Annotated in this window: 27 protein-coding genes and 1 pseudogene; 23 read left to right on the forward strand and 5 right to left on the reverse strand. The window is 72.5% G+C overall.

What is annotated here, in order from left to right; genetic code table 11:
- The 3 genes and pseudogenes from AC07BF_RS35360 to AC07BF_RS35370 form a co-directional block, all read left to right on the forward strand.
- Positions 1 to 117, forward strand: a pseudogene (locus AC07BF_RS35360) (NmrA family transcriptional regulator); the annotation flags it as partial.
- A 181-nt stretch (positions 118 to 298) separates the two neighbouring features.
- Positions 299 to 892 (forward strand): anthrone oxygenase family protein, encoded by a 594-nt coding sequence (locus tag AC07BF_RS35365; RefSeq protein WP_478334453.1) that lies wholly within the window; start codon positions 299 to 301, stop codon positions 890 to 892.
- A gap of 223 nt (positions 893 to 1,115) precedes the next feature.
- A complete protein-coding gene (locus AC07BF_RS35370; RefSeq protein WP_400986715.1) occupies positions 1,116 to 1,820 on the forward strand; it encodes a polysaccharide deacetylase family protein in 705 nt (234 codons plus the stop codon).
- 87 nt (positions 1,821 to 1,907) lie between these two features.
- Here the strand turns inward: AC07BF_RS35370 and AC07BF_RS35375 are convergent, their stop codons facing one another.
- On the reverse strand, positions 1,908 to 2,402 hold the full coding sequence (locus AC07BF_RS35375; protein ID WP_063350758.1) for an anthrone oxygenase family protein: 495 nt from the start codon (positions 2,400 to 2,402) through the stop codon (positions 1,908 to 1,910).
- A gap of 164 nt (positions 2,403 to 2,566) precedes the next feature.
- On the opposite strand from AC07BF_RS35375, the gene AC07BF_RS35380 reads away from it, so the two are divergent.
- The 4 genes from AC07BF_RS35380 to AC07BF_RS35395 all read left to right on the forward strand — a co-directional run bounded on the left by AC07BF_RS35380 (position 2,567) and on the right by AC07BF_RS35395 (position 7,734).
- Positions 2,567 to 3,574 (forward strand): AraC family transcriptional regulator, encoded by a 1,008-nt coding sequence (locus tag AC07BF_RS35380; RefSeq protein ID WP_350886904.1) that lies wholly within the window; start codon positions 2,567 to 2,569, stop codon positions 3,572 to 3,574.
- A gap of 171 nt (positions 3,575 to 3,745) precedes the next feature.
- Positions 3,746 to 4,906, forward strand: coding sequence for an SGNH/GDSL hydrolase family protein (locus AC07BF_RS35385; protein WP_478319427.1), 1,161 nt, complete (start codon positions 3,746 to 3,748; stop codon positions 4,904 to 4,906).
- 101 nt (positions 4,907 to 5,007) lie between these two features.
- On the forward strand, positions 5,008 to 5,604 hold the full coding sequence (locus tag AC07BF_RS35390) for a hypothetical protein (protein ID WP_478334454.1): 597 nt from the start codon (positions 5,008 to 5,010) through the stop codon (positions 5,602 to 5,604).
- 156 nt (positions 5,605 to 5,760) lie between these two features.
- Complete coding sequence (locus tag AC07BF_RS35395) at positions 5,761 to 7,734, forward strand: LamG-like jellyroll fold domain-containing protein (RefSeq protein ID WP_478334455.1); 1,974 nt, start codon at positions 5,761 to 5,763, stop codon at positions 7,732 to 7,734.
- 44 nt (positions 7,735 to 7,778) lie between these two features.
- On the opposite strand, the gene AC07BF_RS35400 is transcribed toward AC07BF_RS35395, so the two are convergent.
- Positions 7,779 to 9,032: an SLC13 family permease gene (locus AC07BF_RS35400; protein ID WP_478334463.1), complete on the reverse strand. Its 1,254-nt coding sequence runs from the start codon at positions 9,030 to 9,032 to the stop codon at positions 7,779 to 7,781.
- A 176-nt stretch (positions 9,033 to 9,208) separates the two neighbouring features.
- Between AC07BF_RS35400 and AC07BF_RS35405 the strand changes: the two genes are divergently transcribed.
- The 14 genes from AC07BF_RS35405 (at position 9,209) to hypE (ending at position 22,313) form a co-directional block, all read left to right on the forward strand.
- Positions 9,209 to 10,264 carry an NADH-quinone oxidoreductase subunit B family protein gene (locus AC07BF_RS35405; protein WP_363588702.1) on the forward strand — a complete coding sequence of 352 codons (1,056 nt, stop codon included), beginning with the start codon at positions 9,209 to 9,211 and terminating at the stop codon, positions 10,262 to 10,264.
- Positions 10,265 to 10,353: 89 nt separating this feature from the next.
- Entirely contained in the window at positions 10,354 to 12,138 is a 1,785-nt protein-coding gene (locus AC07BF_RS35410; RefSeq protein ID WP_363588701.1) for a nickel-dependent hydrogenase large subunit, read from the forward strand.
- The gene (locus AC07BF_RS35415; protein ID WP_363588699.1) at positions 12,135 to 12,596 is read left to right on the forward strand and encodes a thioredoxin; all 462 of its coding nucleotides are present in this window, start codon (positions 12,135 to 12,137) and stop codon (positions 12,594 to 12,596) included. The genes AC07BF_RS35410 and AC07BF_RS35415 overlap by 4 nt, the downstream gene beginning before the upstream one ends.
- The gene (locus AC07BF_RS35420) at positions 12,593 to 13,240 is read left to right on the forward strand and encodes a DUF5947 family protein (protein ID WP_363588697.1); all 648 of its coding nucleotides are present in this window, start codon (positions 12,593 to 12,595) and stop codon (positions 13,238 to 13,240) included. Before AC07BF_RS35415 ends, AC07BF_RS35420 begins: the two co-directional genes overlap by 4 nt.
- Positions 13,237 to 13,989: a DUF6084 family protein gene (locus AC07BF_RS35425; RefSeq protein ID WP_400986723.1), complete on the forward strand. Its 753-nt coding sequence runs from the start codon at positions 13,237 to 13,239 to the stop codon at positions 13,987 to 13,989. Before AC07BF_RS35420 ends, AC07BF_RS35425 begins: the two co-directional genes overlap by 4 nt.
- Positions 13,986 to 15,356: a hypothetical protein gene (locus AC07BF_RS35430; RefSeq protein ID WP_478334456.1), complete on the forward strand. Its 1,371-nt coding sequence runs from the start codon at positions 13,986 to 13,988 to the stop codon at positions 15,354 to 15,356. The genes AC07BF_RS35425 and AC07BF_RS35430 overlap by 4 nt, the downstream gene beginning before the upstream one ends.
- Positions 15,353 to 15,868: a hydrogenase maturation protease gene (locus AC07BF_RS35435; RefSeq protein ID WP_363588691.1), complete on the forward strand. Its 516-nt coding sequence runs from the start codon at positions 15,353 to 15,355 to the stop codon at positions 15,866 to 15,868. Before AC07BF_RS35430 ends, AC07BF_RS35435 begins: the two co-directional genes overlap by 4 nt.
- Positions 15,862 to 15,975, forward strand: a complete 114-nt coding sequence (locus AC07BF_RS35440; protein WP_380345916.1) for a DUF6893 family small protein — start codon at positions 15,862 to 15,864, stop codon at positions 15,973 to 15,975. Before AC07BF_RS35435 ends, AC07BF_RS35440 begins: the two co-directional genes overlap by 7 nt.
- Before the next feature lie 217 nt (positions 15,976 to 16,192).
- A complete protein-coding gene (gene hypA / locus AC07BF_RS35445) occupies positions 16,193 to 16,573 on the forward strand; it encodes a hydrogenase maturation nickel metallochaperone HypA (protein ID WP_363588689.1) in 381 nt (126 codons plus the stop codon).
- Between the two features lie 5 nt (positions 16,574 to 16,578).
- On the forward strand, positions 16,579 to 17,379 hold the full coding sequence (gene hypB, locus AC07BF_RS35450) for a hydrogenase nickel incorporation protein HypB (protein WP_478334457.1): 801 nt from the start codon (positions 16,579 to 16,581) through the stop codon (positions 17,377 to 17,379).
- Positions 17,376 to 19,709 carry a carbamoyltransferase HypF gene (gene hypF, locus AC07BF_RS35455; protein ID WP_478334458.1) on the forward strand — a complete coding sequence of 778 codons (2,334 nt, stop codon included), beginning with the start codon at positions 17,376 to 17,378 and terminating at the stop codon, positions 19,707 to 19,709. Before hypB ends, hypF begins: the two co-directional genes overlap by 4 nt.
- 60 nt (positions 19,710 to 19,769) lie before the next feature.
- Positions 19,770 to 20,096, forward strand: a complete 327-nt coding sequence (locus AC07BF_RS35460; protein WP_363588714.1) for a HypC/HybG/HupF family hydrogenase formation chaperone — start codon at positions 19,770 to 19,772, stop codon at positions 20,094 to 20,096.
- Positions 20,093 to 21,217, forward strand: coding sequence for a hydrogenase formation protein HypD (hypD, locus tag AC07BF_RS35465; RefSeq protein ID WP_363588683.1), 1,125 nt, complete (start codon positions 20,093 to 20,095; stop codon positions 21,215 to 21,217). The genes AC07BF_RS35460 and hypD overlap by 4 nt, the downstream gene beginning before the upstream one ends.
- 28 nt (positions 21,218 to 21,245) lie before the next feature.
- Positions 21,246 to 22,313 (forward strand): hydrogenase expression/formation protein HypE, encoded by a 1,068-nt coding sequence (gene hypE, locus AC07BF_RS35470; protein WP_363588712.1) that lies wholly within the window; start codon positions 21,246 to 21,248, stop codon positions 22,311 to 22,313.
- A 565-nt stretch (positions 22,314 to 22,878) separates the two neighbouring features.
- On the opposite strand, the gene AC07BF_RS35475 is transcribed toward hypE, so the two are convergent.
- The gene (locus AC07BF_RS35475; protein WP_478334459.1) at positions 22,879 to 23,382 is read right to left on the reverse strand and encodes a GNAT family N-acetyltransferase; all 504 of its coding nucleotides are present in this window, start codon (positions 23,380 to 23,382) and stop codon (positions 22,879 to 22,881) included.
- A gap of 173 nt (positions 23,383 to 23,555) precedes the next feature.
- Here AC07BF_RS35475 and AC07BF_RS35480 point away from each other — a divergent pair, with 173 nt between their 5' ends.
- Positions 23,556 to 23,831, forward strand: coding sequence for a hypothetical protein (locus tag AC07BF_RS35480; protein ID WP_478334460.1), 276 nt, complete (start codon positions 23,556 to 23,558; stop codon positions 23,829 to 23,831).
- A gap of 250 nt (positions 23,832 to 24,081) precedes the next feature.
- Positions 24,082 to 25,326 (forward strand): MFS transporter, encoded by a 1,245-nt coding sequence (locus AC07BF_RS35485; protein ID WP_363588678.1) that lies wholly within the window; start codon positions 24,082 to 24,084, stop codon positions 25,324 to 25,326.
- A 77-nt stretch (positions 25,327 to 25,403) separates the two neighbouring features.
- Here AC07BF_RS35485 and AC07BF_RS35490 read toward each other — a convergent pair whose 3' ends face one another.
- On the reverse strand, positions 25,404 to 26,048 hold the full coding sequence (locus AC07BF_RS35490) for an ATP-binding protein (protein WP_478334461.1): 645 nt from the start codon (positions 26,046 to 26,048) through the stop codon (positions 25,404 to 25,406).
- Positions 26,049 to 26,140: 92 nt separating this feature from the next.
- The gene (locus AC07BF_RS35495) at positions 26,141 to 26,380 is read right to left on the reverse strand and encodes a hypothetical protein (RefSeq protein WP_478334462.1); all 240 of its coding nucleotides are present in this window, start codon (positions 26,378 to 26,380) and stop codon (positions 26,141 to 26,143) included.
- Positions 26,381 to 26,515: the final 135 nt, after the last annotated feature.

The raw sequence follows: 26,515 nt of genomic DNA on the forward strand, positions 1-26,515 counted from the left end.
CTGGACGGTCGTAACGCTTCGTTGGGGGACGGGGTGCGGCGGGCGTTGGGGCGTGAGCCGCGGGACTTCGCCGACTTCGCCCGCGAGGCCGCCGCGTCCGGGGTCTGGGACGTGTGAGCCGCCCACCGCTCCGCACAACTCGCAGGCCAGTCAGTTTCGTTGATCGTCGGTGCCGGGCCTCGCCGACTTCCTGACCGTCCATCCGGGTCGAACCCGGGAGCGGTACGGAAGCCGGTGCCCGGGCACCGTGGTGGCCCCCGCGCTGGGCGGGGGCCGGGGAGAAATCGAAGGATTACCGATGCGCTCGAACCAGGCCGCGACTCCAGCTTCCTACTCCGCTCCATCCTCCTTCGGCGGCCTCGCGCCGGGCGCCTCGGCGGCCCCCGCCGCACGGAGCAAGGCCGCCGGGCCCGTCCTGGCGGGCGCCACCATCGCGATGGGCCTGATGGCGGGCCTGTTCTTCGCCTTCGACGTGTCCGTGATGCCGGGCCTCGCGGCGGGCGACGACCGGACGTACGTGACGGCGATGCAGCACATCAACAAGTCGATCGAGAACGGCATGTTCGGCCTGGTCTTCGTCGGAGCCTTCGTGGCGACGGGCGTGGCGGCCTGGCTCCAGCACAAGGCCGGGCGGCGCCAGGCGGCGCTGTGGGCTGCCGGGGCGACGGTGCTCTACGTGGTGGCCCTGATGGTCACCATGGGCGTCAACATCCCGCTCAACAACCAGCTGGCGCAGGCCGGCGACCCGTCCCAGATCACCGACTTCGCGGGCGTGCGCGCCAAGTTCGAGGGCACCTGGGTGGCCACCAACATGCTCCGCACGCTGCTCTGCACGGGCGGCCTGGCGGCCCTGACCCGGGCGCTGGTCCTGCACGGCCGCGCCTCGCGCTGAACGGCCGGGCCCCGCAACGGGGTTGACGCCCCTGGTGGATCCCCACCGGGGGCGGTCGCCATGCCCGGCCCTGTGCCTGGCCCTGTTCCCGGCCCTGTTTCCGCGGCTGGTCAACCCGCCGGGCAGCTGGCCGAATTCACCCCCGGCCGGTCGCGGCGACGGCGCCGTTCGGCGCAGACTGGTCGGTACAGGGCGGTTCCGGCACCAGGGGCAGGGGGCAGGCATGGCCGTACATTCCGGCAGGCGCAGGGCGGTTGGGCGGATTCGGACCGCGATCGGCGCACTCGCCGTCGCCCTGGTGGCGGGAGCGGCGGTCGCGGTGCCGGCCGCACCCGCCGAGGCGGCGGGCGCCAAGGCCGACAAGGGAGGAAAGGTCGTCTACCTCACCTTCGACGACGGCCCCAGCCCCACGTACACGCCGAGGATCCTCGGGATCCTCGCCCGCTACGGCGTGCGCGCGACGTTCTTCGAGATCGGGCAGAACGTCGCCGCCCATCCGGCGCTCACCGGGCAGGTCGCCCGGGCTGGCCACAGCGTGCAGAACCACTCCTGGTCGCACCCGGACCTGCGCCGGCTCTCGGCCTCCGCCGTCAACGCCCAGGTGGCGAACACGGACAAGGCGATCCGCGCCCAGACCGGCCGCACCCCGAGCTGCCTGCGCCCGCCCTACGGTTCGGTCGACGGCGCGGTGCGCTCGCGGGCGGCGGCGCTCGGCAAGCAGGTCGTGCTGTGGTCGGTGGACCCGACCGACTGGTCCCGGCCGGGAACGGCGGCCATCCAGTCCCGGGTGCTGAAGAACGTCCGCCCGGGCTCGGTGATCCTGCTGCACGACGGCGGCGGAGACCGCAGCCAGACCGCCGCCGCACTTCCGACGATCCTCTCCACCCTCAAGTCACGCGGGTACACCTTCGGGACCCTCTGCGGCTAGGGCGGGACCAGCCCCGGATACGCCTTCGAACTCCCGCGAGGCACGCGGGAGTTCGAAGGCGTATCCGGGGGTCCGGCCGGGCGCGGGTCAGGCCTGGCCGTGCAGGATCAGCGCCCAGGCGAGGCAGGCGACGGCGGCGGTGCAGAGCAGGGCGCGCAGCACGTTGAAGCGGACCCAGCGGGCTTCGAAGCGCCCCCGGACGGCGGCCGGGTCGGTGATGCGTCGGGGCTCGCCGCCGGCGGCGAGCTCGTCGTTGAGCGGGATGTTGACGGAGCGGGTGACGCCGATCGCGGCGATGTAGAGCACCAGGGCGGCCACGGTGGCGGGTAGCGCGTGGTGGCCGTCGGAGGGCAGGTGGAGGGCGACGGCGGCGCCGGTGGTGAGGAGGGCGCCGACGAAGCCGAGGACGAACCAGCCGTTCAGGATGGCCACGTTGATGCGCTGCATGACCTCGATGAAGGTGCGGTCCTCGACCCGCGCGAGCGCGGGCATGACCGAGCACGCGAAGGCGTAGAACAACCCGGCGGTCAGTCCACAGGTGACGGTGGCCGCCACCAGTGCGAGTGTGCGTGCCAGTTCCATCTTCGTAGCCCCTCACTGTCTCTGCGTATCTGCGTATCTGCGTATCGGTTCGTCCCCCGTGCGCCGATCATCCGGCATCCGGGCCGCTCGGGCCACCTCGATCACTCAAGACCCTCTCAAATGACGAACCGTCAAATGATGTCTTGCCGTCTACACTTGGGGCCATGGACACTCTGACGGGACTCCTCGACGGCCCCAAGGCCCGCGGTGCGTTCCTGCTGCGCTCGATCCTCACCCCGCCGTGGTCGCTGCGGATCGAGGACCGGGCCCCGCTGTCGGTGGTGACGATGGTTCGCGGCGAGGCCTGGATCCTGCCCGAGCGCGGCACGCCGCTGCTGCTGCACCCCGGCGACGTGGCGATCGTCCGCGGCCCGGAGCCGTACACGGTGGCGGACGACCCCGACACCCCCGTGGACGTGATCGTCGGCCCCGGGCAGGTCTGCACGCGCGGCGGTGTGGACGTCTCCGAGGTGATGTCGCTCGGCGTCCGGACCTGGGGGCAGGGCCGGGAGGGCGACCAGGCGTCCTCGGTGGTCCTGTCCGGCACCTACCAGGCCGAGCACGAGATCGGTCAGCGCCTGCTCGCCTGCCTGCCGGCCCTGCTGGTCCGCCCGGCCGGCACCGGTGCCGACGACACCCTGGTGCACCTGCTGGCCGCCGAGATAGGGCGCAACGAGCCCGGTCAGGAGCTGGTCCTGGACCGCATCCTGGACCTGCTGGTCGTCTCCGTGCTGCGCTCCTGGCTTGCCGCCCCCGACTCCGGCGCCCCGGCCTGGTACCGCGCCCAGCACGACGCCGTCGTCGGACCGGTGTTGCGGCTGATGCACGACGACCCGGCCACCGCCTGGACGGTCGCCGACCTCGCCCAGCGGGTCGGGGTGTCGCGGGCGGGCCTGGCCCGCCGCTTCACCGGCCTGGTCGGCGAACCGCCGATGGCCTACCTGGCGGGCTGGCGGCTGGCCGTCGCCGCCGACCTGCTGCGCGAACCCGAGTGCACCGTCGCCTTCGCGGCCCGCAAGGTCGGCTACAGCAACGCCTTCGCCCTCTCGGCGGCCTTCAAGCGCGTCCGCGGCGTCAGTCCGCAGGAGCACCGCCGCCTCGCCGCGACCGGCGCCCCGGCCCAGCAGGCCGGCTTCTCCGGCCCGGCGGAGACGGTCATCCTGGCGGGCTGACGCCGCGGCCGTGGCCGCCGCCGACAGCCAAGGCCTGGGGATCCAGGACCGGGAATCCAATGTCGTAATCTCATTTGCCTAAACTTATTAGGCAATCTCATACTGGCTATAGCCGGATGGCAGAAAGCACATGGCACGGGCAGGGCCCGCACAGAACGCGATGGAACAACGATGAACACCTCTTTCACCACCCCCGTCACCGAGGCCCTGCTGCACGGCCACCTCGACGTCGAGCACACCGGACGCGGCCTGCTGCCGCACCGCCTGCCCGCCCGGGCCCGCCGGCAGATCCCCGACGAACAGCTCGCGATCGCCGAGTCCCAGCCCACCGGCGTCCGGCTGGCCTTCCGCACCCGCGCCACCGCGATCGACCTGCACACCGTCCCGACCAAGCGGGCCTACGTGGGCGTGCCCACCCCGCCCGACGGGGTGTACGACCTCCTCGTCGACGGGCAGCTGACGGCGCAGACCACGGTGTCCGGCGGCAACCTGCGCACCATCGACATGGTCACCGGCCGCGTCGAGCTGACCCAGGGCCCGCCCGGCACCGCCCGGTTCACCGGTCTGCCCGCACGGGACAAGACCGTCGAGATCTGGCTCCCGCACACCGAGACCACCGAACTCCTCGCCCTCGACACCGACGCCCCCGTCACCCCGGTCCCGAACGGCACCCGCCGTCGCTGGCTGCACCACGGCAGCTCGATCAGCCACGGCTCCAACGCCACCCACCCGACCGGCACCTGGCCCGCCCTGGCGGCGTCCGCGGGCGGCGTCGACCTGGTCAACCTCGGCTTCGGCGGCAGCGCGCTGCTCGACCCGTTCACCGCCCGCGCGATCCGCGACACCCCCGCCGACCTGATCAGCCTGAAGATCGGCATCAACCTCGTCAACGCCGACGTGATGCGCCTGCGCGCCTTCGTCCCGGCGGTGCACGGCTTCCTCGACACCGTCCGCGAAGGACACCCGGCTACGCCGCTGCTCGTCGTCTCCCCGATCCTCTGCCCGATCCAGGAGGACACCCCGGGGCCCCTCGCCGTCGACTTCAGCACCGGGGCACTGCGCTTCCGGGCCACCGGCGACCCGGCCGAGACCGCGGCGGGCCGCCTCACCCTCACCGTCATCCGGACCGAACTCGCCCGCATCGTCGCCGCCCGCGCCGCCGACGGCGACCTCAACCTGCACTACCTGGACGGCCGTTCGCTCTACGGCCGGACCGACCACGACGACCACCCGCTCCCCGACGACCTGCACCCGGACCAGGCCGGCCACCACCGCATCGCCGAGCACTTCACCCGCCTCGCCTTCGGAGACACCGGCCCGTTCGCTGACTGACCCGCCCGCCGCCGCCCTCGTGCGCGACAATCATCCGGTGATCGGGGGCAACGGGCCAAGGGTCAACGACCGAGGGTCAACGGCCGAGGGGGAGAAGGCAGATGAGGTACACCTGGAGCAGGACAGCCACCGGCCTGGCGGCGGCCGTGACGGTGCTGGCGCTCGCCGGCTGCGGATCGACGAGCGCACCGAGCAACGCATCACACACCGAATCCCGCGAGCCCGGCCAGGCCGGGGCCGAGGCCCTGGCCCGCCACGACCGGCTCTTCCCCCAGGTCGCGGCGAAATGCGCGGGCGTCGCCGCCACACCGCCGTCCGCCCCGGCCGCCGCCCCCACGGGCGACGGCGGTACCTGGGCCGACAAGTACGCGGAGAACCACGCCTACAAACAGACCGTCAGGCTCCTCGCCGACGCCCAGTGCCGCGGCGAGGCCCACGCGGCACGGATCGCGGACGCCCTGCGGCCCGCCGGCACGCCGGCCGTCCTCGACGAAGCCGGCCTCCGCGCGGCGCTCCAACGCCTCGGCTACCCCGCCGAGCTGGTCAACGTCCGCACCTCCACCGGCGCCCCCGGATTCGACCTCCAAATCCCCGAAGCCGTCTTGTGCGTCAGCGGCCTGCTGACCTCCCCGCCCGACATCCACCCGCACGGCATGTACCTGGACGGCGGCTGCACCGAACCCGAGGGCGGCCACTGACCCGGCCACTGACCCAGCAGCAGAAGCCGGACGGGGAACAGGCCCGCGGGGGACGTTCCCCGGGTGTTCACCGTGCGGAGGCCGGCCGTCCGATCGGCGGTCCGCGTCGTGCCCCTAACGTCGCGATCACCGTGCACGGCCCGAGGAGCTGCCCCGATGAACCACCATCAGAACGACCTTCCCCACGACGACCACGGGTCGAGCTGCCCGCGGACCGTCGGGTTCGACTCCGACGCGCCGGCGGCGGCCGGACGCCGCGCCTTCCTGCGCGCGACGGGGCTGGTAGGCGCCGGGCTGGCGGTCCTCGGGGCGGGCTCCACGGCGACGGCGTCGGCGGACGAGCCCGCCGACGCGACGGCCGACGCCTTCGGCGCGCCCGCCGCCGCGGACGACGGCCGGGGCGCCTGGGATCCGGACCCGGACGGCCCCCGCTTCTCGCTGGCGGTGATGCCCGACACCCAGTACCTCTTCGACGACGACCGGATCCACCCCGCCCCGCTGGAGGCCTCGCTGCGCCACGTGCTGGACGGCAGCGACGAGAACTTCGTCTTCCTCGCGCACCTGGGCGACGTCACCCAGAACGGCAAGGCCGAGGAGTTCGCCGCCGCGGGCAAGGCCTTCACCCTCCTCGACCGCCACGGCGCGGCCTACAGCGTCCTGGCCGGAAACCACGACGTCGGCTCGGGCAGCGACGACCAGCGGGGCCGGACGGCGTACCTGGACACCTTCAACCCGGCCCGGTTCGCCCGCTCGGCGACCTTCAAGGGCGCGAGCCCGGACGGCTACAACACCTACCACCTGTTCCGGGGAGCGGGCCGGGACTGGATGGTGCTCTCGCTGGACTGGCGGCTGTCCGACCGCGGCTTCGCCTGGGCGAACTCGGTGATCGCCCAGCACCCGACCGTGCCGGTCATCCTCACCACCCACGACCTCGCCTACGCCGACGACGGCGGCGCCGCCCAGCTGTCCGACCACGGGCACGCGCTCTGGGACAGGCTGATCAGCGGCAACGACCAGATCTTCCTCACCCTGAACGGCCACTACTGGCCGCCCGGCAGCACCACGCTGACCAACAAGGCAGGCCACGACGTCCACGTCCACATCACCAACTACCAGAACCGGTACTACGGCGGCGCGGCGATGATCCGCGCCTACCGCTTCGACCTGGACCGCAACACCATCGACGTGCGGACGTACTCGCCCTGGATCCAGCAGCTGGCCGCGGAGAAGGTCAACCGCCTCGCCAGCGAGGAGATCGAGCTGACCGGCCCGGTGGACAGCTTCTCGGTGCAGGTGGACTTCGCGCGGAGGTTCGCCGGCTTCGCCCCGGTCCCGGCCCGCCCGGCCCGCCCCGCGCGTCAGCTGACGATCCCGGGCACGGTCGCCTACTGGCGCTTCGACGGCGGCCGGCCGGCCGGCAGCGCCGTCGCCGACTCCCAGGTCGTCAAGGACCTGAGCGGTCACGGCAACGACCTCGTCAAGCAGACCGCCCCGGGCAGCCCGGCCGGGACGCTCACCTGGTCCACCGAGTCGCACCCCGACCAGCCCGGCCGCGGCAGCCTCTACTTCGAGGGCCGGGGCAAACCGGTCCAGGGCGCCTACCTGCAGACCGTCGCCAAGGCCCCGATGAACGCCGACACCTTCCAGCAGGGCTACACCTTCGAGGCGTTCTTCAAGCTGCCGGCCGACTGGGACGCCGGCCGCAACGCCTGGACGGCGCTGCTCAGCCGCTGGGGCACGAGCGGGGAGGCGGGGAAGACCGGCCCCGACACCGACCCGCAGGAGCCGGTCGCCACGCTCAGCCTGTCCGGCGGGCGGGAACTGCAGTGGTGCGTCTACCCGACCAACCTGAGCGGCCCCGTCACCAACTGGGGCCACGAACTCCCGCTCGGCGCCTGGTGGCACGTCGCGGTCGTCAACAACAAGCGGCTCACCCGGATGTACGTGAACGGTTGCGAGGTCGTCCGCAACCCCTCGACACCGTCCGAGGGCCTCAGCACCCTCGGCCACCCCTGGCTGCTCGGCGGTTACGAGTACGGCGGCGCGCTCAGTCAGGTCTTCCACGGCTGGATCGGCGACGTCCGCGTGGTCAACCGCCCCCTGCCGGTCCGGGACTTCATGATCTCCTGACACCCCCGCGCCCCGGGGCGCCCGCCCCACGGGCGCCCCGCCCGTCAGCCTCCCAGCGCCCGCAGCGACACCCACAGCGCCAGGACGGACAGCACCAGCGCCGACGGGACGGTGAGCAGACCGAGGCGGGTGAACTCGCCCAGCCGGACGGTGCTCCCGTGCTGCTGGACGATCTTGCGCCACAGCAGGGTGGCCAGGGAGCCGGCGTAGGTGAGGTTGGGGCCGATGTTCACGCCGAGCAGCATCGCCAGCACCGCACCCGGGCCGGAGGCCGCCGTCAGCGGCAGGAGGACCAGGACGGCGGGCAGGTTGTTGATCACGTTCGCGAGGACGGCGGCCAGCACGGCGACCGCGAGCAGGGACGGCAGGCCGGTGCCGGTGGGGACCACGTGGCCGAGCGCGGTGGCGAGGCCGTTGTCGACGACGGCGCGGACGACGATCGCGAGGGCGACGACGAAGGCGAGGAACGGAACGTTCGCGGCCCGGACGACCGCCGTCGGCGTGATGCGGCGCCGGGCGAGCGCCCGGCCGGCCAGCACGAGGGCCCCCGCCGCGGCCGCCCACGCCGGATTGACGCCCAGCGCGGAGGTGAGGACGAACCCGCCGAGCGTGCAGGCCACCACGACGAGCGCGAACAGCGGCAGCTCGGGGGCCGCCTCGTCCGGTGGCGGCGGGGCCCCGCTGTCCAGGTCGGCGGCGAAGAACCGGCGGAAGACCGCGTACTCGGCGCCGATCGCCACCAGCCACGGCAGGGCCATCAGCGCGGCGAACCGGGTGAAGCTCAGGCCGCTGGCCGCGAACGCCAGCAGGTTGGTCAGGTTGGACACCGGAAGCAGCAGCGACGCGGTGTTCGACAGGTGTGCGCAGGCGTAGACGTGCGGCTTCGGCCGGGCTCCGAGCCGGGTGGCGGTCGCGAACACCACCGGGGTCAGCAGCACCACCGTCGCGTCCAGGCTCAGCACCGCGGTGATCACCGAGGACAGGGCGAACACCTGCACCAGCAGCCGTCCGGGCCGCGCGGCGGTCCGGGCCATCCACGCCCCGCAGGCGTGGAACAGCCCCTCCTCGTCGCACAGCTGCGCCAGCACCAGCACCGCCGCCAGGAACCCGACCACCGGTCCCAGCCGTTCGGCCTCCTCCAACGCGTGCGCGGGCGATATCGCTCCGGTGGCGACCAGCAGGGCGGCGGCGGGCACCGCGACGGCGGCCTCGGGCCAGCCCCACGGCCGGACGACGGCACAGGCCAGCACGGCCAGCAGCAGTACCAGTGCCAGGCCCTCCGCGAGCGGGGTGTTCAGTGCGGGCTCCCTTCGAGACCAGCCGAGTCCGGCTGGCGGCCACCCGGACGGGTGCACCGGCGCGCGTCCCTTCGAGCGACCTGCCCGGCTCTCTGGACCGGCGGCCGGACTGAACTGCTGCTATGAATTTTTTGAGCCTATCTGTTCGGCTCCCGTTTTTTTGAGGAGGCATCCTCATGGGTGCGGTTGCAACAACTTCAGCCGATGCCGCCGTGGTGCACATTCTCTGGATCAATGCGGGTCTGAGCTGCGACGGGGACTCGGTCTCCCTGACCGCGGCGATGCAGCCCAGCATCGAGGAGATCGTCACCGGCGCGCTCCCCGGCCTGCCGGAGGTCGCCGTCCACTGGCCGCTGATCGACTTCGAGTGCGGTCCGGTCCAGGGCGCGGACAACTTCGTGGAGTGGTTCTTCAAGGCGGACCGCGGCGAGCTCGACCCCTTCGTCCTGGTCGTCGAGGGTTCCATCCCGAACGAGACGATCAAGGAGGAGGGCTACTGGTGCGGTTTCGGCGACAACCCGGACACCGGCCAGCCGATCACCACCAGTGAGTGGCTGGACCGCCTCACCCCCAAGGCCACCGCGGTGGTCGCCATCGGGACCTGCGCCACCTACGGCGGCATCCACGCGATGGCCGGCAACCCGACCGGTGCCATGGGCGTGCCCGACTACCTGGGCTGGGACTGGAAGTCCAAGGCGGGCCTGCCGATCGTCTGCGTGCCGGGCTGCCCGATCCAGCCCGACAACTTCGCCGAGACGCTGACCTACCTGCTGTACCAGCTGGCCGGTTCCGCGCCGATGATCCCGTTGGACGACAAGCTGCGTCCGGCCTGGCTGTTCGGCGCGACCGTGCACGAGGGCTGCGACCGCGGCGGGTACTACGAACAGGGCCAGTTCGCCACCGACTACGGCACGCCCGAGTGCCTGGTGCGCCTCGGCTGCTGGGGCCCGGTCGTCAAGTGCAACGTCGCCAAACGCGGCTGGATCAACGGCATCGGCGGCTGCCCCAACGTCGGCGGCATCTGCATCGCCTGCACCATGCCGGGCTTCCCCGACAAGTTCATGCCGTTCATGGACCCGCCGCCCGGCTCCCGGGTCTCGACGGGTGCCAGCTCGGCGTACGGGGCGGTGATCCGCCGCCTGCGCACGATCACGGGCCGGACGGTCGACCGGGAGCCCAAGTGGCGGCACACGGGGCGCCGCCTGACCACCGGTTACCGCCCGCCGTGGTGACCCCTTTCCCCCTTCGGCCCGCCCGCCCCGCCCGGGGCGGGCGGGCCGTTGCAGAGCCTCCTCCCGCTGACAGAAGGGCATGACAGACGATGGCACCGACGACCAGGACGGCCGGCGACGGCAGCGGTCTGGTGGAGATGTCCTGGGACCCGATCACCCGGATCGTGGGCAGCCTGGGCATCCACACGAAGATCGACTTCAAGCAGAAGAAGGTCGCGGAGTGCTACAGCACCTCCTCGGTCTTCCGCGGCTACAGCGTCTTCATGCGCGGCAAGGACCCGCGCGACGCGCACTTCATCACCAGCCGGATCTGCGGCATCTGCGGCGACAACCACGCCACCTGTTCGGTCTACGCGCAGAACATGGCCTACGGGGTCAAGCCCCCGCACCTCGGCGAGTGGATCATCAACCTCGGCGAGGCCGCCGAGTACATGTTCGACCACAACATCTTCCAGGAGAACCTGGTCGGGGTCGACTACTGCGAGAAGATGGTCCGCGAGACCAACCCCGGCGTCCTGGAACTGGCCGAACGCACCGAGGCACCGCACGCCGGCGACCACGGGTACCGCACCATCGCCGACATCATGCGCTCACTGAACCCCATCGAGGGCGAGTTCTACCGCGAGGCGCTCCAGGTCAGCCGCTACACCCGGGAGATGTTCTGCCTGATGGAGGGCCGCCACGTGCACCCCTCCACCCTCTACCCCGGCGGCGTCGGCACGGTGGCCACCGTCCAGCTGTTCACCGACTACCTGACCCGGCTGATGCGCTACGTGGAGTTCATGAAGAAGGTCGTGCCGCTGCACGACGACCTCTTCGACTTCTTCTACGAGGCCCTGCCCGGCTACGAGGAGGTCGGCCGGCGCCGCGTCATGCTCGGCTGCTGGGGCAGCCTCAACGACCCGGACCACTGCGACTTCACCTACCGCAACATGACGGACTGGGGCCGGCGGATGTTCGTCACCCCGGGCATCGTGGTGGACGGCAAGCTCGTCACCAACGACCTCACCGAGATCAACCTCGGCATCCGCATCCTGCTCGGCAGCTCCTACTACCAGGACTGGGAGGGCAAGGAGCTCTTCGTCACCCACGACCCGCTGGGCAACCCCGTCGACCCCCGCCACCCCTGGAACCAGCACACCATCCCGGCCCCGCAGAAACGCGACTTCGACGACAAGTACAGCTGGGTGATGTCCCCCCGCTGGTTCGACGGCAAGGACTACCTCGCCCTCGACACCGGCGGCGGTCCGATCGCCCGCCTGTGGTCCACCGCGCTGTCCGGACTGGTCGACATCGGCTACATCAAGGCCACCGGACACAGCGTGCAGATCAACCTGCCGCGCTCCATGACCAAGCCGGAGACCACCTTCGAGTGGAAGATCCCGCAGTGGAGCAACGCCATCGAACGCAACCGCGCCCGCACCTACTTCCAGGCCTACGCGGCCGCCGCGGCCCTGCACTTCGCCGAGAAGGCGCTCGACGAGGTCCGGGCCGGGCGCAGCCAGACCTGGGAGCGCTTCGAGGTGCCGGACGAGTCGATCGGCTGCGGCTTCACCGAGGCCGTACGCGGCGTGCTGTCCCACCACATGGTGATCCGGGACGGCAAGATCGCCAACTACCACCCCTACCCGCCGACCCCGTGGAACGCCAGCGTCCGCGACAGCTTCGGCACCCCCGGCCCCTACGAGGACGCCGTCCAGAACACCCCGATCTTCGAGGAGAACCCCCCGGAGACCTTCAAGGGCATCGACATCATGCGCGCCGTGCGCAGCTTCGACCCCTGCCTGCCCTGCGGCGTCCACATGTACCTGGGTGACGGGAAGACGGTGCAGACCATGCACGTGCCCACTGGGCTGAGCGGACTCACCGCATGACCCCGGAACAGGCGGGGGCCCGCATCCAGGAGGCCCTGGACCAACTGGCCGGCGCCGACGCGCAGGAGGCCGGCGAGCACCTCGTCCGCGAACTGATGGCCCTCTACGGCGACGCCCTGGCCCGCCTCGTCCAGGCCCTGCCGCCCGCCGCGCTGGCCCGGCTGCTGGACGAACCGTCGCTGGCCGGGCTGCTCGTCCTGCACGACCTGCACCCCGAGGACGTCACCGCCCGCATCACCCGCGCACTCGCCACCCTGCCCGAACCGGTCGACCTGGCCGCCTTCGACCCCGCCACCGGCACCGCCCGGCTGCGCCGCACCCGCAGCGGCTGCGGGTGCGGCGAACAGGACATCGAGAACGCCCTGGCCTGCCACGCCCCCGAGGTCACCGCGGTCGAGCTCGAACGCCCCGCGGAACTGCTGCAGATCGGCGCTCGGCCCCCGGCGGACCCGCGATGACCTTCCGCCAGCTCGACCGGCCCGGCACCGCGCTGCTGCGCCGGCTGCGGGAGCCCGCACCCCCGCAGCCGCAACGCTGCGAGTTCTGCGGCCGGCACCTGCCCGCCGAGCACCGCCACCTGGCGGACACCGACCAGCAGGCGCTCACCTGCGCCTGCACCGCCTGCGCCCTGCTGTTCCAGCAGCCCGGCGCGGCCGACGGCCGCTACCGCGCCGTCCCCGACCGCTACCTGACCGACCCGGCCCACCCCCTCGGCGAGGACGCCTGGGCAGCCCTCGGCATCCCGGTCGCCACCGCGTTCCTGCTGCGCACCACGCGTCTGCAGCGGTCCGTCCTGCTCTACCCCGGCCCGGGTGGCGCGACCGAGGCCGAACCCGACGAGGCCGCCTGGCAGGCCGCGCTCGGCGGCAGCCGCCTCCACGCCGCGCTGCGGCCGGACGTCGAGGCGCTACTGCTGCGGCGCGACACCGATGGCATCCAGTGCTACCTGGTGCCGGTCGACGTCTGCTACGAACTCGTCGGCCGGCTGCGGCGCTGCTGGAAGGGCTTCGACGGCGGGGCCGAGGCGCGCGCCGAACAGGCCGCCTTCTTCGACCGCCTGGCCGCCCGGTCCCGCGTCCTCCCCGAAGGCGGCGCCCGGTGACCTCGATCTCCTTCGCCTGCACCGGAGTGCGGGCCGATCCCTACGCCGCCGGGCCCGCCCTCGTCTTCCGGCTGCGCATCACCGCCCCCGCCGACGTGCGGGTGCACGCGCTGGCGCTGCGCTGCCAACTGCGGATCGAACCGGCCCGCCGCCGCTACGGCGACGCCGAGGGCGGGCGGCTGACCGACCTGTTCGGCGAGCGCTCACGCTGGGCCGGCACCCTCCACCCGGTCCAGTTCGCCCAGGTCCCGCTGCTGGTCGGCGCGTTCACCGGCGAAACCGAGACCGACCTGGTGGTGCCCTGCACCTACGACATGGACGTCTCCGCCGCCCGCTACCTCGCCGCACTGGACGACGGGGACGTGCCGCTGTTGCTGCTCTTCTCGGGTACCGCCTTCGCCGGCCCCGGCGGCTTCCAGGTCACCCCGGTGGCCTGGGACCAGGAAGCCGCCGTGCGGATGCCGGTCAAGGTCTGGCGGGAGGCGATCGACGCGCACTTCCCGGGCTGTGGCTGGCTCCGGCTGCCCGCCGACCTGATGGCCGAACTGCTCGCCTACCGCTCCCGGCACGCCCTGCCGTCCTGGGAGGCCACCGTGCGCGAGCTGCTCGGCACGGCCCCGACCACGAAGCCGACCCAGACCACAGCGACGACCCAGACCACAGCGCCGACCCGGACCACAGCGACGACCCAGGCCGCGAAGCCACCCCAGGCCGTCAAGGCGGCCCAGACCGCGAAGGGGGAGCGGTGACCGCGCCCGCCCACGAGAGCGAGAACAGGTTCGCCCACGCCCGGCAGATCGCCGACGCCGTCCTGTTCGAGGGCTACGTGCTCTACCCCTACCGGGCGTCAGCGGCCAAGAACCGGCTGCGCTGGCAGTTCGGCGTCCTGACCCCGCCGCGCTACGGCGCCGACAGCGGCGAGCACTCCCGCCAGCGCACCGAGTGCGTGATGGAAGCGCGCCAGGGCGACCAGCTGGCCGTCGAGCTGCGGTTCCTGCGCCTCCAACGGCGGACGGTCCAAGAGGCCGGCAGACAGGGCGGATTCCGGACCGTCGATGAGCTGGAGCTCGCCGACCGGGTGCTCGTCCCCTGGGACGAAGGGGTCGAGGAGCGGATCGAACTCCTCATCCCGGTCGAGGAATTGGCGGCCGGTGAAGCCGTCCGCGGCTTCGAACTCGACGCGTCCGAGGACGAGGAGCCGCTCGTCGAGGACGGTGCGCTGGCCGGGCGACTCCTGCGCCGCCGCGAACGGGTCCAGGGCCGACTGCGGATCACCGCCCAGGACGTACCCGGCCCCTACCGGGCGCAGCGGCTGACCGTCCTGGTGGAGAACACCTCCGACTGGGACCCGGTGCCCGGCACCCGACGCGAGGCCGCACTGGCGCACGCCCTCGTCTCGGCCCACCTGCTGCTCGGCCTCGACCGCGGCTCCTTCCTCTCGGCGACCGACCCGCCCGAGTGGGCGGGCGAGGCGGTGCGCGCCTGCCGCAACGAGCACACCTGGCCCGTGCTGGCGGGCCCGCCCGGCAGCGGCAAGGTGCTGCTCTCCTCGCCGATCATCCTGGATGACCACCCGCACATCGCCCCCGAGAGCCCCGGCGCGCTCTACGACGCCACCGAGATCGACGAGATCCTCGCGCTGCGCACCGCGGCCCTGACCGAGCGGGAGAAGCGCGAGGCCCGGGGCACCGACGACCGGGCCGGCGCGGTGATCGACCTCGCCGACTCGATGCCCCCCGAGATCCTGGAACGGCTGCACGGCGCCGTCCGGGGGCTGCGCGAACTCACCCACCCCGAAGCCGGGGCGGACCGGCCCTGGTGGGACCCGGGCAACGACCCGCAGACCGACCCCGAACGGGACCAGGTGATGATCGACGGCCGCCCGGTCGCCGCCGGCAGCCGGGTGCGGCTCCGGCCCGGGCGCCGCCGCACCGACGCCCAGGACGTGTTCCTGCACGGGCGCACCGCGCTGGTGGAGGCGGTGCTGCACGACGTCGACGGTTCGGTGCACCTGGCCGTCACCGTGGACGACGACCCGGGTGCCGACCTGTGGCGGGCGCAGGGCCGCTTCCGGTACTTCCAGCCGGACGAGGTCGCCCCGGTGGAAGGGCCGTGAGCGCCGACCGGACCGGGCGGGTCCTGGTCGCCGGGGTCGGCAACATCTTCCTCGGCGACGACGGCTTCGGGGTCGAGACCGTCCGGCGCCTCGCCGCCCGGGAGCTGCCCGCCGGCGTCGAGCTCCTCGACGTCGGCGTGCGCGGCGTGCACCTGGCCTACCAACTCCTCGACGGTTACCGGACGCTGGTGCTCGTCGACGCCACCGCACGCGGCGGCGAGCCGGGGACGGTGTACCTGATCGAAGCGGACGCCGGACCGGTGGAATCGATGGTCCTGGACGGCCACCGGATGGGCCCGGACGCCGTGCTCGCCCTGCTCGCGACCCTGGCCGCCGGAACGGGCGGCACCGCGCCCGGGCGGGTCCTGGTGGTCGGCTGCGAACCCGCCTCACTGGAGGAGGGAATCGGACTGAGCACCCCGGTGGCCGCCGCCGTCGACGAGGCGGTCGCCGTGATCCTGCGCGTCCTCACCACGGACGCACACACCCACAGAGAGGCGGCACCATGCTGAAGAACCTCGCCGTCGCGGCTGCCGCGGCCGTCCTGGCCGCAGCCGCGGCGCTGATCTGGCAGAGCCTTCCCGACCTGAGGCGCTACCTGCGGATCCGGCGGATGTAGGAGCGGATGCGGTAGCGGAGCAGTACGCGCGGGGACCACCACCGGCGTGCTGCGAACAGGTAGTCACGGATACGGCGGCGGCGCGGCTTCGAGCCGTTCCCGCCGCCGCACCCTGTAATGGGGCCTGTTGCTCACGGGGCCTGTTGCTCACGGGGCCCGGACACCGGGCCCGCGCCCCCACGGAGCCGGGCGCCTCCAACCGCGGGAAACGAGACAGATGCACGAGATGTCGATCGCGACGGCCGTCGTCGACCAGGTGGACCGGGCCGCCCGCGCACACGGGGAGAGCGCCGTGGCCAGAGTCCGGCTGCAGATCGGCGAACTGGCCGGAGTCGTTCCTTCGGCACTCGACTTCTGCTTCGAACTGGCCTGCGCTGGAACGCTGTTGGAAGGTGCGGTGCTGGAGACCGAGGCCGTCGCCGCACGGGCGAAGTGCACGCCCTGCGGGGTCGAGTGGAGCGTCGGCATGCCGCCCGACCTGGGCTGCCCGCGCTGCGCCGGCGCCAGGGTCGAACTGCTGGCCGGGCGTGAGCTGCAGATCCTCGGCGTCGAGTGGTCCGAGCCCCCGACGGGCGCCCGGACCGATCAAGGAGGCTGAAACCGATGTGTCGCACCGTTGATCTCCGGCAGGCGGTTCTCGCCCGCAACGACGACGACGCCCGGCGGCTGCGGGCGGAACTGGCCGCTCGGGGCACCGTCGTGGTGAACCTGCTGTCCAGCCCGGGCAGCGGCAAGACGGCGCTCCTGGAGGCCGAACTCGGCCTGGCCCGGGAGCGCGAGGTGCCCGTCGCGGCCCTCACCGCCGACCTCGCGACCGAGAACGACGCGCGCCGGCTGGCCCGTTCGGGCGCGCCGGTGAAGCAGGTCCTCACCGACGGCCTGTGCCACCTGGAGACGGCGATGCTGCGCGGGCACCTGGCCGGCTGGCTGCCGCCGGACACCCGGCTGCTGTTCGTCGAGAACGTCGGCAACCTGGTCTGCCCCGCCTCCTACGACCTCGGCGAATCGCTGCGGGTCGTCCTCGCCTCGGTCACCGAGGGAGAGGACAAACCGCTCAAGTACCCGACCGCCTTCGGACTGGCCAACCTGGTGCTGGTCACCAAGGCGGACCTCGCGGTCGCGGCACAGTTCGACGAAGCGGCCTTCCTCGCGAGCGTCGCGCGGGTCAACCCGGGGGTGGAGGTGGTCTTCACCTCGGCCCGCACCGGGCAGGGCGCCGGGGCGCTGCTGGACCGGGCGCTCGCGGTGCTGGCCGGAGCGCAGGTCCACCGGCCGGTGATGGCCGGCGCGCACGACCACGACCACGGCAACCACCACGACCTCGGCAACCACCACGACCACGACCACGGCAACGACCACGCGGGGGCCCACGACCACCCGCACCCGGCCGTGGACCTGCCGTGACCACGGATCAGCAGCCGCCCCTGCTCCAGCGCCGCCGGGTCGCCGTGCGCGGACTCGTCCAGGGCGTCGGCTTCCGACCGTTCGTCTTCACCCTCGCCACCGAACTCGGGCTGTCCGGCAGCGTCACCAACACCGGCGAGGGCGTGCTCGCCGAGATCGAGGGCACCGGCGAGGCGGTGACCGCGTTCTGCCGGCGCATCGCCAGCGACGCGCCCCCGCTCGCCGACGTCGCCTCGGTGGACCACCAGCCGCTGGCCGTCACCGGCACACCGGGCTTCGTCATCACCCCCTCCCGCGCCGACGGACCGCACCGCACCCAGATCCCCCCGGACACCGCCACCTGCGCCGACTGCCTCGCCGAACTGGCCGACCCCGCCGACCGCCGCTACCGGCACCCGTTCATCAGCTGCACCAACTGCGGGCCCCGCCACACCATCGTCACCGCCCTGCCGTACGACCGGGCCAACACCACGATGGCGGCCTTCGCGATGTGCCCCGACTGCGCCCGCGAGTACGCCGACCCGGCCGACCGGCGCTTCCACGCCCAGCCCGTCGCCTGCCACACCTGCGGCCCGACCCTCACCCTGTCCGTCCCCGGGCTCCCCGTGCTCGACGGTGAGCAGGCGCTCGCCGAGGCCCGGCGCCTGATCACCTGCGGAGCGGTCCTGGCCGTCAAGGGCATCGGCGGCTACCACCTGGCCTGCGACGCCACCGACGCGGACACCGTCGCCCTGCTGCGCAGGCGCAAGCGGCGCGGTGACAAGCCCTTCGCCCTGATGGCCCGCGACCTCGAACAGCTCAGGGCCCTGGTGGCATCCGGGGCGGTGGAACTGGGGCCCGTCGAGGAAGACCTGCTCACCGGCCCGGTGCGGCCGATCGTACTGCTGCGCCGGGGGCAACACCGGCTCGCGGAACTGGAAGCAGCCGCTCCGCGCAGCCCCGACCTCGGCGTGCTGCTGCCGTACACCCCGCTGCACCACCTCCTGCTCGCCCCTCCCGGCCCCGGACTGCTGGTCATGACCAGCGCGAACCTGTCCGGCGAGCCCATCGTGACGGACGACCGGGAGGCCCTCGCCCGCCTCGCCCCGCTGGTCGACGGCTGGCTCACCCACGACCGCCCCATCCACGTGCCCTGCGAGGACTCCGTGGTGCGGGTGGTGGACGGGCAGCCGCTGCCGGTACGGCGCTCGCGCGGCTACGTGCCGCTCCCGGTGCCCCTGCCGGTGCCGGTGCGGCCCGCGCTGGCCGCGGGCGGCGACCTCAAGAACACCTTCGCGCTGGCCCGGGACGGCTACGCCTGGCTGTCCGGCCACCTCGGCGACATGGACGACCTCGCCACCCTCCGGGCCTTCGACCGCGCGGTGGACCACCTCGGCGCCGTCACCGGCGTGCAGCCCGAAGTGCTCGTCGTCGACCGCCACCCCGGCTACCGCTCTGCCCGGCACGTGCGCAGGTCGGCCCGGGGCCGTGAGGTGCGGGACGTCCAGCACCATCACGCGCACATCGCCTCGGTGATGGCCGAGCACGGCCTCGACGGCAGTCGGCCCGTGATCGGGATCGCCTTCGACGGCACCGGCTACGGAGAGGACGGCGCGGTGTGGGGCGGAGAGGCGCTGCTGGCCGACTACCGGGGCTTTCGGCGTCTCGCCCGGCTCGACTACGTTCCGCTGCCGGGGGGCGACGCGGCCGTGGTGCGCCCGTACCGGATGGCGCTGGCCCATCTGCGGGCGGCAGGACTCCCGTGGGCGGCCGGCCTGCCGCCGGTGCGCTCCTGCCCTGCTGAAGAACTCCGACTGCTGTCACAGCAGTTGGACCGATCGGTGAACTGCGTGCCGACCTCCAGCATGGGTCGGCTGTTCGATGCGGTGTCCTCGCTGGCCGGGGTCTGCCAGCAAGCCGGGTACGAGGCGCAGGCAGCGATCGAGCTGGAGGCGGCTGCCCTCGCGCACGGGCCGGTGGCCGGCCCGGGGGAGGCCTACGCATTCCAACTCGCCGACGAGGGCGGGGTGGTGACCGCCCGACCGGGGCCGGTGCTGGCCGCGGTGGTGGCGGACCTGGCGTCAGGGGCGCCACCCGGACTGATCGCCGCCCGGTTCCACGCGGCGGTGGCCGCGCTGGTACGGGCGGTGTGCGCCGAGATCGGGCGGCGGCACGGCACCCAGACGGTCGCGCTGAGTGGCGGCGTCTTCGCCAACGCGCTGCTGTCCTCGGCGTGCGCGCGGGGCCTGGCGGAGGACGGGTTCACCGTGCTGCGGCACCGCCGGGTGCCGCCCAACGACGCGGGGCTCGCGCTCGGCCAGTTGATGGTGGCGGCGCGGGCCGACGGCTGAGTGGCCGCCCGCACGAAGTTCGGCAGGTTCGGAGGAACCGGAGAGAGGAGGGAGACCGCGATGTGCCTGGCGGTACCCGGAAGAGTGTTGGAGATCGCGGAACGCGACGGGACCAGGATGGCGGTCGTCGACTTCGGCGGGGTCGTCAAGGATGTGTGCCTGGAGTACCTGCCGGACCTGAAGGTGGGCGAGTACGCCATCGTCCACGTCGGGTTCGCCCTGCAGCGGCTGGATGAGGAATCGGCTCGCCGGACCTTGCAGCTGTTCGAGGAACTCGGCCTGCTCCAGGAGGAGTTCGGCGACCCCTGGGAGGCCGCGGAGACTGCGGAGGCTGCCGCGGCCTCGGCAGCCTCGGCAGCCTCGGCGAAGCGGGAGGAGGAACGGTGAGATACCTGGAGGAGTTCCAGAACCCCGAGCTGGCCGGCGGCCTGCTCGCCGACATCAGGGCGACGGTCACCCGACCGTGGGCGCTGATGGAGGTGTGCGGCGGTCAGACACACAGCATCATCCGACACGGGATCGACCAACTACTTCCTCCCGAAGTCGAGTTGATCCACGGCCCGGGCTGCCCGGTGTGCGTCACCCCGCTGGAGGTGATCGACAAGGCGCTGGAGATCGCGGCCCGGCCCGAGGTGATCTTCTGCTCCTTCGGCGACATGCTGCGCGTGCCCGGCACCGGCCGTGACCTCTTCCGGGTACGCGGCGAGGGTGGCGACGTCCGAGTGGTGTACTCCCCGCTGGACGCGCTGCGGATCGCCGAGGAGAACCCGCACCGGGAGGTCGTCTTCTTCGGCATCGGCTTCGAGACCACCGCACCACCCAACGCCATGGCGGTGCACCAGGCCAGGAAGCGGGGCATCGGCAACTTCAGCATGCTGGTCTCGCACGTACGGGTGCCACCCGCCATCGAGGCCATCATGAACTCGCCGCAGTGCCGGGTCCAGGGCTTCCTCGCCGCCGGACACGTGTGCAGCGTGATGGGGACCGACGAATACCCTGCGCTCGCCGATCGCCACCGGGTGCCGATCGTCGTCACCGGCTTCGAACCGCTGGACATCCTGGAGGGAATCCGGCGCACCGTACGGCAGTTGGAGAACGGCGAGCACACCGTCGACAACGCCTACGCGCGGGCCGTACGCCCGGAGGGCAACCCGGCGGCCCGGGCCATGCTGGAGGACGTCTTCGAAGTGACGGACCGGGCCTGGCGCGGCATCGGCGTCATCCCGGACAGTGGCTGGCGGCTCTCCCCGCGCTACCGCGACCACGACGCCGAGCACCGCTTCGACGTCGCGCGGATCACCACCGTCGAACCCGCGCAGTGCCGCAGCGGGGAAGTCCTCCAGGGGCTGCTCAAGCCGCACCAGTGCGAGGCCTTCGGCACCGTCTGCACCCCGCGCACCCCGCTCGGCGCCACCATGGTCTCCAGCGAGGGCGCCTGCGCCGCCTACTACCTCTACCGGCGGCTCGACGCGCCGGGCATCGCCCGGGAGGCGAGCCCCGTTGGCTGAGACCCAGACCCAGACCCAGGCCCAGACCCTGACCGGCGCCGGCGGCGCCCCGGACATCCTCGGGTGGAGCTGCCCGCTGCCGCTACGCGATCACCCCCGGGTGGTGATGGGGCACGGCGGAGGCGGGGTGCTGTCGGCCGAACTGGTGGCGAACCTGTTCGCCCCGGCCTTCGGCGGGCCGGTGCTCGCCGGGCTCGCGGACTCGGCGGTCGTCGAGCTCGGCGGTGCCCGGCTCGCCTTCTCCACCGATTCCTACGTCGTGCGGCCGCTCTTCTTCCCCGGCGGCAGCATCGGCGACCTCGCGGTCAACGGAACCGTCAACGACCTGGCCATGAGCGGGGCCCAGGCGGCCTATCTGTCCTGCGGCTTCATCCTGGAGGAGGGCGTGGAGACGGCCGTGGTCGCGCACGTCGCCCAGGCGCTGGGCGCCGCCGCCCGGGCCGCCGGGGTGGAGGTGGTCACCGGCGACACCAAGGTCGTCGAGGCCGGGCACGGTGACGGCGTGTACCTGAACACGGCCGGCATCGGGCTCGTCCCGGCCGGAGTCGACATCCGGCCGCAGCGCGCCGCCCCCGGTGACGTGGTGATCGTCAGCGGTGAGATCGGCCTGCACGGCGTGGCCATCATGAGCGTGCGCGAGGGCCTGGAATTCGGCGTCGAGATCGAGAGCGACTGCGCAGCCCTCGGCGGACTGGTGGCCGCGATGCTGGCCGTCACACCCGACCTGCACGTGCTGCGCGACCCCACCCGGGGCGGCCTCGCGGCGGCGCTCGGTGAGATCGCCGAGGCCGCCCGGGTGGGCGTCGTGGTGAACGAGCGGGCCGTCCCCGTGCCCGCGCAGGTCGCCAACGCCTGTGCGATCCTCGGTCTCGACCCGTTCTACGTCGCCAACGAGGGCAAGCTGGTCGCCTTCGTTCCGCGCGAGCACGCCGACGCCGTCCTCGCCGCGATGCGGGCGCACCCGCTGGGCGCGGGCTCGGCAGTGATCGGCGAGTGCGTGGTGGACCACCCCGGCATGGTCGTCTGCCGCACCCCCTTCGGTGGCACCCGCGTCATCGACCTGCCGATGGGGGAGCAACTCCCGCGGATCTGCTGAGGGTTCCCCCGCCTCGCGCGGGTGGGGGAACAGGACCGGGGCCCGCGCCGGCTTCACCGGTACGAGCCCCGATCCTCGTCCAGGGCGTGCGATCAGCCCGGGGGCACCAGTGCCGCACGGCCCGACGGAGCCGGAATCCTGCCGGTCCCGGGTGTGCCCGGGACCGGCAGGGCGGCGGTCAGCGGCGGGTCCGGCGGAGCGTCAGCAGCAGGCAGGCAGCGCGGCGCGGTTCGGGCCGAACGCCTGCTCCGGCGGGGGAGGTGCGGCGACCGCCGGCGCGGCAGCGTCGCTGCCCACGCCGGTGCAGCCCGCGAGCGGCACGAGGGCCGGCGCGACGGCTGCGGTCAAGACGGGGCGGGTCGTGCGACGACGCATGCGAAGTCCCCCTCAAGGGGGCGAACCGGCCTGTCCGGGCTGAATACGCTCAGATAGCGACACGGGAACGGGATGATCCCCGGGACTGACCTCACCTGACCACCCGTCACCGGATCGGCGCCGGGATCCGGCGGACCGGCCCGCCCGGGCGACGGGCGAGCCGAACGGGCTGTCCTCGCCCGGATCCCCGTCAGGGGGCGAGTCGGAACTCCTCCAACTCCATGCCGTACCAGCGGGTGGTGCGGCCCAGCGCGGTCATGCCGAGCCGGTGGCAGACGGCCAGCGACGGCCGGTTGTCCGGCCGGACCACCGAGTGGATCTCGGCCAGGCCGTCCGCGAATCCCTTGGCCACGACGCCCTGCGCGGCCTCGGTGGCGTAGCCCTGCCCCCAGCTGTCCGGATGGAGGTGCCAGCCGACCTCGACCTCTCCGTCGCCGTCCGGGATCGGGGCGAGCAGGACGGAGCCGGCGACCACGCCGGTGTCCTTCCGTTCCGCCGCCCAGATGCCGAAGCGCGGGTCAGCCGAGCGGGAGCGGAAGCGTTCGATCGTCGCCTCGGCGTCAGTGAGGTTTTCCAGGGTGCGGGGATCGCGGCCCAGCCACTGCGTCACCTCCCAGCGGGAGTAGATGTCGAGTGCCCGTTCGCGGTCCTCGGGCTGCCACTGGCGTATCGTCAGGCGATTGGTCGTGAACATGGACGTGATTCTGCTCCGACTGACCTGCGGGTGCCAGGCGCAGGCGCTTTCGTCATCGACCGTGCGGCCTCCCCCGCAGGGCTTCCACCTCGCAGCTTCCACCGCTCCGACCTGACGGGCTCCCGTGCGCAGGGCGACTTTGGGCCAAGATTGCCTGTTCATGCGATCGGCACATGTCGTGCACACCTCCTCCCCGCAGGGTGTGGCCGTTCCAGGAACCGGTCAAGGACGGGATCTGGACCTGTTCGGGCTCGCCGATCGTCCCCGGGTACGTCATCACCGACTACATCCGCAACGGCTGCAACGGCGTCGGGCCCTGGCGGCACAACCTCGCGCGCGTCGGCCTGTGGACCTGCCCGAGCTCGCCCATCCCGGCCGGCTTCCGCGCCGCCACGTACAGCGCCGGCGGGTGCAGCGGCCTCGGCGCCTGGGCCCTGGTCCGCGCCTGACCCCACCCGCCCGGCCTGGAGGCACCGCGCACTCGTCGTGCCGGTGCCTCCGGCACGCTCCCACCAGGGCAACTGGTCGAAGCCGTCGCCGTCGACCCGCACAGCGTCGAGATCCACGCCGCCCATCGTGGCCACACAACGGATGGTTGTGCCTTCCCGGCGGATCGGTTGTTTGATCCCGCCATTCGCCATCCGCTTTGATGCCGGTGGTCATCGGGTGGTTGTTCGGATCGGCGAAAGGCGTACGGGCATGAACGGGCGGCGGGCACTGGGGCGACGGTTCGGATGGCTGTGGGCGGCGTTCGCGGTCAGCTCCTACGGCTCGGGGCTCGGATTCGGCGCGTTCCCCCTCCTCGCTATCCTCGTGCTGCACTCCGGACCGACCCAGGTGGCGCTGCTGTCCGCCGCGGGGCGGGCAGTGGGGGCCCTGGTCGCCGTGCCGCTCGGTCCGTGGATGGAGTTCCGGCGCAAACGGCCGGTCATGATGGCGATGGACCTGACCCGGTTCGCGGTGCTGTTGAGCGTCCCCGCCGCGTTCGCGCTCGGCCGGCTCAGCTTCGCCCAACTCCTCGTCGTCTCCGTCGTCACCGCCGCGGCCGACATCGCCTTCAAGGCCGCCGGCGGCGCGTACCTCAAGACGCTCGTGCCAGCCCAGGACCTGCTCGTCGCGAACAGTCGGTTCGAATCGACGACGTGGACCGCCACCACCGTCGGGCCACCGCTCGGCGGGGCCGCCATCGGACTGTTCGGCCCGGTGGTGACCGTGGTCGCCGACGCCCTCAGCTACCTGCTCTCGGCCCTCGGCATCCGCGCCATCGGCGGCACCGAACCGCACCCCGCGCCGACCGGCGCACCACGGCTGCGCGCCGGAGACCTGCTCGAAGGGTGGCGCCACATCCTCGCCCACCCCACACTGCGCCCGCTGTTCCTCAACACGATCGTGGTCAACGGCCTGATCATGGCCGCCGAACCGCTGATGGCCGTACTCCTCCTCGGCCGCCTCGGCTACGCACCCTGGCAGTACGGCCTCGTGTTCGCCTCCCCCTGCGTCGGCGGCCTGCTCGGCTCACGCCTCGCCCGCCCGCTCGCGACGCGCTTCGGACAGCACCGGACGCTGCTCACCGCCGGAGTGCTGCGCGCGTGTTGGCCCATCGGGCTGGCGTTCGTCCAGCCCGGCGCCCCCGGGATCGTCCTCATCGTCACCGTCCAGCTCGGGCTGGTCACCTGCTGCGGCCTGTTCAATCCGCTGCTGGCCACCCACCGGCTCGAACAGATCGACCCCGACAAGCTCGCCCGCACCCTCGCCGCATGGTCGATCAGCAGCAGTGCCGCCATCGCGGCCCTCACCGCCCTCTGGGGCCTGCTGGCCGCCACCACCAGCCCCCGCACCGCGATCGCCGCCGCCGGAATCCTCCTCCTCGCCACCCCGCTGCTGCTCCCGCGTCGCGAGAGGACGCCCCGGAAAGCGGGGGAACAGGCCGCGAGCCTGACCTGAGACGCGGGAGGACCTGGCACGCGGGAACTCGGACAGCTGCTGGTCAGATATCTCGGATGTCTTGGATGTCTCGAATATCAGTGCGGCCCACGCCGGTCGTCGAACTGGACCTCCAACTGCGGCCAGGTCGCGGCCAGGTGTGTCAGGTCGTCAGGCGTCGGGCCGGTGAGTGTCGGGCCGGTGAGCGGGCCCACTGGTGCGCTCGGCTTGAAGTGGACCAGTGTCCCGGTCGTGCCGTCCACCTCGATGGGCTCCAGGCCGGTGACGGGGATGCCGAGTTCGTAGCGCTGGGTCCAGGCTCCGTTGAGACGGCGGTTGGTGTGGACGAGCCAGTCGCTGAGCGCTGCGACGACGGACATGCCGCGCCGGGGATGACCGTCGGGCAGCACTTCGGCCTGCGGGGAGTCGAAGAACCGAAGGTCCTTCGTCGCCATGACCGGCTTCTTCACGCTCCGGCCCCGCTCGTCCACCCGGGTGTCGGTGCCCCGCCCGTCGTCCCTGACGGACAGCGAGCCGTCGGCGTGGAGAACGAGGACACAGCGCCCGCCGCCACTGCCTGACGCTTCGTCGGCCGCATAGCCGAGGACTTCCAGGACGAGGTGCCACGGTCCGCCCGGAGCGAACTTCGTCGGGTTCTGCCTGATGTGCGCCAGATGGTCCGTATCGACGGTGCTCGACCAGTCATGTGTCGTGTTGACCCACTGGGCCCTCGGTGCATTCATCGGGCCAGGATGCCGCAGGCCGACGACGGCTCCGGGACCGGCCCCGTGACTGAGGACGGTTCGCTGGCCGATGGTGCTACGGCCGTTGGGTGTCAGAGCAGGACCGCTCCCGCGACTGCCGCCGACGCCGTGACTAGAAGGCCCACGATGCCGCTGGTGACTCCGCTCCTCCAGGACCGCTGTGCGGACGCGAGGTCCGGGGTGAAGTCGGCCGGGTCGGCGGGGGAGTAGTGGATCGTGACGTTCCGGCCGTACGAGTTGGTCGGGTCCGGCAGGCCTGAAGAGCAGTAGGCGGTGACAGCCATGCCCTCGTGGGTGGTGAAGGCGACCACCGGCGTCTGGCTGGTGGACGTGTAGCCGTCCTCGTCGGTGCTGAGGTGACCCCCGGATTGTGGACACAGGGGTTTACGCCGCGAGTGAGAGTTTAGCCGTCGTGCGTTGCTGTTGTTCGAACTCCATCGGGGAGA

The sequence above is a fragment of the Kitasatospora sp. NPDC043950 genome (assembly GCF_056435345.1).

What these genes read in the sequence shown, in the direction of transcription:
- AC07BF_RS35365 (WP_478334453.1), top strand. Translation starts at nt 299, where the DNA reads ATGCGCTCGAACCAGGCCGCGACTCCAGCTTCCTACTCCGCTCCATCC.
- AC07BF_RS35370 (WP_400986715.1), top strand. Translation starts at nt 1,116, where the DNA reads ATGGCCGTACATTCCGGCAGGCGCAGGGCGGTTGGGCGGATTCGGACC.
- AC07BF_RS35375 (WP_063350758.1), bottom strand. Translation starts at nt 2,402, where the DNA reads ATGGAACTGGCACGCACACTCGCACTGGTGGCGGCCACCGTCACCTGT.
- AC07BF_RS35380 (WP_350886904.1), top strand. Translation starts at nt 2,567, where the DNA reads ATGGACACTCTGACGGGACTCCTCGACGGCCCCAAGGCCCGCGGTGCG.
- AC07BF_RS35385 (WP_478319427.1), top strand. Translation starts at nt 3,746, where the DNA reads ATGAACACCTCTTTCACCACCCCCGTCACCGAGGCCCTGCTGCACGGC.
- AC07BF_RS35390 (WP_478334454.1), top strand. Translation starts at nt 5,008, where the DNA reads ATGAGGTACACCTGGAGCAGGACAGCCACCGGCCTGGCGGCGGCCGTG.
- AC07BF_RS35395 (WP_478334455.1), top strand. Translation starts at nt 5,761, where the DNA reads ATGAACCACCATCAGAACGACCTTCCCCACGACGACCACGGGTCGAGC.
- AC07BF_RS35405 (WP_363588702.1), top strand. Translation starts at nt 9,209, where the DNA reads ATGGGTGCGGTTGCAACAACTTCAGCCGATGCCGCCGTGGTGCACATT.
- AC07BF_RS35410 (WP_363588701.1), top strand. Translation starts at nt 10,354, where the DNA reads ATGGCACCGACGACCAGGACGGCCGGCGACGGCAGCGGTCTGGTGGAG.
- AC07BF_RS35415 (WP_363588699.1), top strand. Translation starts at nt 12,135, where the DNA reads ATGACCCCGGAACAGGCGGGGGCCCGCATCCAGGAGGCCCTGGACCAA.
- AC07BF_RS35420 (WP_363588697.1), top strand. Translation starts at nt 12,593, where the DNA reads ATGACCTTCCGCCAGCTCGACCGGCCCGGCACCGCGCTGCTGCGCCGG.
- AC07BF_RS35440 (WP_380345916.1), top strand. Translation starts at nt 15,862, where the DNA reads ATGCTGAAGAACCTCGCCGTCGCGGCTGCCGCGGCCGTCCTGGCCGCA.
- hypA (WP_363588689.1), top strand. Translation starts at nt 16,193, where the DNA reads ATGCACGAGATGTCGATCGCGACGGCCGTCGTCGACCAGGTGGACCGG.
- hypB (WP_478334457.1), top strand. Translation starts at nt 16,579, where the DNA reads ATGTGTCGCACCGTTGATCTCCGGCAGGCGGTTCTCGCCCGCAACGAC.
- AC07BF_RS35460 (WP_363588714.1), top strand. Translation starts at nt 19,770, where the DNA reads ATGTGCCTGGCGGTACCCGGAAGAGTGTTGGAGATCGCGGAACGCGAC.
- AC07BF_RS35475 (WP_478334459.1), bottom strand. Translation starts at nt 23,382, where the DNA reads ATGTTCACGACCAATCGCCTGACGATACGCCAGTGGCAGCCCGAGGAC.
- AC07BF_RS35480 (WP_478334460.1), top strand. Translation starts at nt 23,556, where the DNA reads ATGTCGTGCACACCTCCTCCCCGCAGGGTGTGGCCGTTCCAGGAACCG.
- AC07BF_RS35485 (WP_363588678.1), top strand. Translation starts at nt 24,082, where the DNA reads ATGAACGGGCGGCGGGCACTGGGGCGACGGTTCGGATGGCTGTGGGCG.
- AC07BF_RS35490 (WP_478334461.1), bottom strand. Translation starts at nt 26,048, where the DNA reads ATGAATGCACCGAGGGCCCAGTGGGTCAACACGACACATGACTGGTCG.